The 5,839-nt window shown below is 66.3% G+C and carries 6 protein-coding genes; 4 read left to right on the top strand and 2 right to left on the bottom strand.

Going from position 1 to position 5,839, the window contains the following annotated elements; translation table 11 throughout:
• Positions 1-49: 49 nt before the first annotated feature.
• Complete coding sequence (locus AC6RA4_RS22785) at positions 50-565, bottom strand: DinB family protein (protein WP_500164198.1); 516 nt, start codon at positions 563-565, stop codon at positions 50-52.
• A 90-nt stretch (positions 566-655) separates the two neighbouring features.
• On the opposite strand from AC6RA4_RS22785, the gene AC6RA4_RS22780 reads away from it, so the two are divergent.
• The gene (locus tag AC6RA4_RS22780; RefSeq protein WP_500164197.1) at positions 656-1,405 is read left to right on the top strand and encodes a FadR/GntR family transcriptional regulator; all 750 of its coding nucleotides are present in this window, start codon (positions 656-658) and stop codon (positions 1,403-1,405) included.
• On the opposite strand, the gene AC6RA4_RS22775 is transcribed toward AC6RA4_RS22780, so the two are convergent.
• A complete protein-coding gene (locus AC6RA4_RS22775; protein WP_500164195.1) occupies positions 1,359-2,576 on the bottom strand; it encodes a hypothetical protein in 1,218 nt (405 codons plus the stop codon). The two genes, AC6RA4_RS22780 and AC6RA4_RS22775, sit on opposite strands and share 47 nt — an antisense overlap.
• Before the next feature lie 321 nt (positions 2,577-2,897).
• On the opposite strand from AC6RA4_RS22775, the gene AC6RA4_RS22770 reads away from it, so the two are divergent.
• The 3 genes from AC6RA4_RS22770 to AC6RA4_RS22760 form a co-directional block, all read left to right on the top strand.
• Positions 2,898-3,959, top strand: a complete 1,062-nt coding sequence (locus tag AC6RA4_RS22770) for a TRAP transporter substrate-binding protein (protein ID WP_500164194.1) — start codon at positions 2,898-2,900, stop codon at positions 3,957-3,959.
• A gap of 78 nt (positions 3,960-4,037) precedes the next feature.
• Positions 4,038-4,835 (top strand): TRAP transporter small permease subunit, encoded by a 798-nt coding sequence (locus tag AC6RA4_RS22765; RefSeq protein WP_500164192.1) that lies wholly within the window; start codon positions 4,038-4,040, stop codon positions 4,833-4,835.
• Position 4,836: 1 nt separating this feature from the next.
• Positions 4,837-5,839: TRAP transporter large permease (locus tag AC6RA4_RS22760; protein ID WP_500164190.1), on the top strand; the 1,003-nt coding region annotated here is incomplete at its 3' end.

Genomic DNA, 5,839 nt, shown 5'->3' with positions numbered 1-5,839 from the left:
CCCCCCCCGGGGGGCCGCCGCCCCCCCCCCCCCCCCCCTTTCCCGAACCTCACAGCCAGGGCCCCTCGCCCGGCATGAAGGCGAGATCGCTGACCCAGCCCGCGCCGCCCGCCGCCGTCACCATGGCGTGGACCTGTCCGCGGTGATGGGTCTGGTGGTTGAACATATGGGCAAGGCACTGCCCCAGCGGCCGCACCAGTTCGCGCCCCGTGGCGCCGGAATACCAGCGCAGGTCGCCGGTCAGATCCACCGCCCCCAGCCCCTCGGACCAGAGCAGGATCCGCGCATCCGCCCGGAAGCGCTCGGCGCCCCAGACCGACAGCGTCGGCACCAGATCGGTGCTGCCGTCGATGCCGACCTCGGGTTTGGGCCAGTCCGAAACCCGGCTCATCCACATCGCGTCGGCCCAGAGCAGGTGATTGACCGTGGCAAAGACCGAGCCGAAGAACGCGCCGCGATCGCGGCGCAGCTCGGCCTCGGGCAGCGCCTCGAGCGCCCCCTTCATCTGGCGGTTCTGCCACGCGTTGTAGCGCGCCATGCTTAACACATAGTCCGGGGACAGCATCTCAGCCGGCTCCTTCTTTATGTCACGCCAGACGCCAAGGTGACGACTCGGCGCTGGACAGCCAATTGTCTGACAATTAAACAGCCCCTCATGTCGCCTGCAAGCACCCCGAAGACCGATCGCTCCACCGAGATCGCCAGCGCCCTTCGCGATGCCATTGTGGCGGGCAGATTGCTCGTCGGCGACCGTCTGCCCTCCGAGGCCGAGCTCGCCGAGCAATACGGCGTGTCGCGCCCGACGGTGCGCGAGGCGCTGAAGCGGCTGGCGGCGCAGTCGTTGATCCGCACCCAGCGCGGCGCCACCGGCGGGGCCTTCGTCAACCACCTCTCCTACGAGGCGGCGCATGGCCAGCAGATCACCACCTCGACGCTGCTCCTGTCGATGAACGCCATCGCCTTCGAGACCGCCTGCGAGGCCCGCTTCGCCATGGAGCGCGCCTGCGCGCCGCTGGCCTGCGCCCGGCGCGAGGCGCAGCACCTGAGCATCATGCGCGAGGAACTGGCGCGGCAGTCCGATGCCACGCTCAGCGACGAGGATTTCTGCGCCTCCGACGTCGCCTTTCACCGCGCGCTGGTCGATGCGGCGCAGAATCCGGTGCTGTCCTACCAGCTGGCCGGCGCGGTCGAGGCGATGCAGCCGCTGATGAACATGATCACCTTCACCGCCCGCGACCGGGCCCGCATCGTGGCGCTGCACGGCGCGGTGGCCGACGCGCTCGAGGCGCAGGACGCGCCCGCCTGCGAGGCCGCGCTCAAGGCGCTCGAGCGCGAGACCATCGATCTCGCCGCCGCCGTCATGGCCCGGCGGGCGGCGAAAGCGGAGGCGCGGCCCGGTCCCTGAGCCAGAGGTTCAGCCGCCAGGTGCCCCAGGCCAGCGGAATCGCGGCGAGCCCGGCAACGACATAGGCCAGCGGCTCGTCGTAGAAGCTCTCGAACAACTGGGTATAGGCGTGGATCGCGGCGAAGGTCAGCGCCGCGTTGAACAGCCCGCGCTGGTTGTGCAGCCCGGCCCAGACCAGCATCGCGATCAGCGCCAGCGCCCAAAGCACCGTGAAGACGTGGTGCGAGATCACCAGCGTCGACGCCCGGAACGCCTCGCGCGCGGCGTTGAACTCTTCCCAGCTCGTCTCGCCGAGGCGATAGGGCCCCGGCCCCCAGATCTGTTCGCCCACCACGTCGCCCCAGAGGGAGCCCACCAGAGCGCAAAGATTGGCGACCACGAAACCCAGCACCATCAGCACCCGCGCGTGCCGCGCCAGCCGTTCGGGCGCGCGCGCCGCCAGCCACAGGCAACCCGCGATCAGAAGCGCCATCTGCAGGATCGAGAGCGTGGGTTCCGGGGAATAGAACACGTAGGCCGCGTGGAAGTAGAAGGTCGAGGTGTCGAGCATCTGCGCGTAGGGCACGATGGCCAGCGCCGTGATCAGGCGCACGTCAACGCGCCAGCCACCCCAGGCGAGCATCGCGGCGGTGTAGAGGTAGTAAACGGTGATCGGAAAGCCCGAGACCTCGTTGCGGCCCATCAGGTAGGCAAGCCCGCCAAGATGCAGCGCCAGCCCCATGAGCAGGATCGCGGCGGTCACGAAGCGGGCCACCTCGCCCGCCCGGCGCAGCGTCAGCGCCCCCAGCACGGCGATCACGGCGCCCGCCACCACCATCAGCCCGCCGGCCATCTCGGGATGCTTGTCGAGCAGTTCGACCGCGCCGCCGCCAAGCAGCATGCCGGCCCCGATCAGCGTCGCGGCATTGCCGAACATGCGCAGCATCGCGCCGCCGCGCAGCAGCACCAGCAGGCCGCAGAGAAAGGTCAGCGAGCCGCCGATCGCCACGGCGAGCGGGCTCGCGAGCCACAGGATCAGCCCTCCGGTGGCCGCGAGGATGCCGAAGACCAGCACCGCGTTCACCGCCAGCCCGATCATCGCCTCGCGCGCCCGCGCCTCGATCTGCGCCGCCTGTGCGGGTGTGATCACCCCGTCCGCCACCAGACGATCCGTATCCGCGACTGCGTGCATCGCCCTGCCCTTCGTAACCTGCCGTCCGACCAGATAACGGGATTCCGGCAGCGGCCCGCAAGCCCCGGGCGGTCAGAACTTTGGCCGTCCCGCCGGGCCTGACAAAAGGACGCAACGTCATTTCAGCGGTGCAGGCCAGAGACCGCAGGCGCAGAACCAAGCCCCGCCGGGCAATGCTGCGGTTGCACACATGCAATTCCGCGCATCTCCGCAGTATTGGGTATTCACACCGCATCACGCGTCCGTTAGCGTTTGATCCCGGCAGATGGAGACTGCCGCACGCCCCCGGGAGAGGGCGACGGAATTACAGGGAGGATACCCATGAAGAAGACCTTCGCGGCCGCGGTAGCGGCCTCTTTTGTCATGACCGGTGCCGGTTCGGCGCAGGAACTGTTCGAGATGACCAGCGGCTACGCCAACAACCTGCCGATCCTCGGCACGGCGTCGGTCAACTTCGTCGACAAGATCAACTCGATCTCGACCGAGGTGGAGTTCGAGCACTTCAACCCCGGTGAGCTGGTGCCGGCGCTCGAGATGCTCGACGCGACCTCGAACGGCTCGGTCGACGCGGCCTATTCGACCTCCGGCTACTGGCAGGGCAAGATGAACGCCGCCGGCCTCTTCGCCGCCGTGCCCTTCGGCCCCGAGCCGGGCGAGATGCTGGCATGGATGCTGTATGACGACGGCATGAAGTACTTCCAGCAGATGTACGATGACAACGGCTACAACGTGAAGGTCATCCTCTGCGGCATGTACGCGCCGGAAACCTCGGGCTGGTTCAAGAAGGAAATCAACTCGATGGAGGACCTGCAGGGCCTCAACATGCGCTTCTTCGGCCTCGGCGCGGAAGTCATGCAAAAGCTTGGCGTGTCGACCTCGCTGCTTGCGGGCGGCGACATCTTCCCGGCGCTCGAGCGCGGCGCGATCGACGCGACCGAGTTCTCGATGCCGCTGGTGGACGCCAATCTCGGCTTCTACAACATCGCGAAATACAACTACTTCCCCGGCTGGCACCAGCCCTCGACCATGTTCGAGTTGCTGATCAACAAGGACCGCTGGGAATCGCTGGACGAGATCGCCCAGAACCAGATCGAGATCGCCTGCATGGCCAACCTCGCCGACAACTTCGCCGAGGGCGAAGCCAAGAACTTCCCGGCGATGAAGGAAAACGTCGAGCAGCACGGCGTCCAGATCAAGAACTGGAACGAAGAGCAGCTTCAGCAGTTCGAGAGCGCCTGGCTCGAGGTTGCCGGTGAGCTCGCCGCCGAGGATCCGTTCTTCAAGGAAGTCTGGGACGACCTGCAGCAGTTCCGCCAGGACTACAAGCTCTGGTCGAACAACATCTACCTGCCGCGCCCGTACACCTCGGTCGCCGACAAGTAAGCCGGATTTCATCCATAAAGACCAAGGCCGGGGCGGCATCTCTGCCCCGGCCACTCATGCTTGAGGGAGGCAGGCTCGATGTCCGAGCAAACCGAGGTCGTGGCCGCGATCTCCGATCCGGGAGAGATCGGGCGCGCAGACCATAATCGTGGCGACCGTTTCGTCATCCAGGTCTCGAACCTGGCCGCCTGGCTGTTTCCGATCCTGATGATCGCGATCTGCTGTCAGGTGGTGCTGCGCCAGATGGGCCACAACCAGGCCTGGCTCGACGATCTGCAATGGTGGCTCTACGGCGCCGCCGTGCTGATGGGGATCGGCTATGCCGTGACCACCAACAGCCACGTGCGCGTCGATATCTTCTACGACAATTTCGAGAAGCGGAAGCGCATCCGCACCGACATCCTCGGGCTGGTCTGGCTGTTTCTGCCCTTCGTCATCCTGTGCTGGGACGTGACGCTCGACTACGCGCTGACCTCGATCCGCGCCGACGAGGGCTCGGACAGCCCCAACGGGCTGCACAATCTGTGGATCATGAAGGGCTTCATGAACATCGCCTTCGTGTTCATCGCCATCGCGGTGTGGGCGACCTATGTGCGCCTGCTTGGCATGCTGACCCGGCCGGCACTGTGGAAGCAGCTGCTCTTCGCCTTTCCCTCCGTGGCCTATGCCATCAACCTCGCCTGCTACTACGCGATCTTCGGCGTGGCCTATGCCACCCGCGATCCCGAGATGAGCGCCCGCGACGTAAGCCGCCTGCCGATCTTCGGCGAATGGGAATTCGGCCAGCACGAGATGCGCTGGACCATCCTGCTCGCCCTCCTTCTGACCGTGGTCGCCATCGTCGTGGCGCGCCTCTTCGACCGCAAGGACGCCTGACATGGAGTGGCTGACCGTAAACGAGATCGCCGTCGCGGCGATGTTCGCCACCTTCATCTGGATGCTGTTCCGAGGCATCCCGGTGGCCTTCGCGCTGGTGGGCGTGAGCCTCATCTTCGTGCTCATCGCCGAGATCGGGCTTGATCCCTATCGCCGCTTCTGGGGCGAGATCATGGCCTTCGACCGCACCGGCATCGACTATCGCAAGCTGCAGGCGCTGTCGGGCCGGATCTTCGGCAACACCATCAAGAACCCGGTGCTCGTGGCGCTGCCGATGTTCATCTACATGGGCCTGATGCTCGACCAGTCGGGCGTGGCGCAGCGCATGATGCACGCCATGCAGAAGCTCTTCGGTGGGCTGCGCGGCGGCCTGTCGCTGACCGTGCTGCTGATCGGCATCATCCTTGCCGCCTCGACCGGCGTGATCGGCGCCTCTGTGACGCTCTTGGGCGTGATGGCGCTGCCGGCGATGATGGCGCAGAACTACTCCAAGCCCATCGCCACCGGCACCATCGCCTCGGCTGGCACGCTTGGCATCCTGATCCCGCCCTCGATCATGCTGGTGATCATGTCGGATCAGCTGGCCATCTCGCTGGGCGACCTGTTCATGGGGGCGCTGTTCCCGGGCCTGATCCTCGGGGCGCTCTACATCATCTTCATCGTGATCTACGGCTTCATCTCGCCCGACGCGATGCCTGCACCCGCGCGCACCTCACGGATCGGCTGGCACGAGGTCAAGGAAGTGCTGGTCGCCGTGGTGCCGCCGATGTTCCTGATCCTGCTGGTGCTGGGCTCGATCTTCGTGGGCCTCGCGACACCGACCGAAGCCTCGGGGCTCGGCGCACTCGGCGCGACGCTGCTGGCGCTGTTTGCCCGCAAGCTGAACTGGAAGGTGTTCCGCGAGGTGGCGCGATCCACCCTCAACACCTCGGGCTACATCGTGGGCATCTTCCTCGCGGCCAACTTCTACCCCTACGTGCTGAGGCGCTACCGCTGCGACGAGT

Source organism: Salipiger sp. (assembly GCF_059781815.1).
Note: the sequence above shows the minus strand (reverse complement) of the source record. Positions and strands in the feature narration are given on the sequence as shown.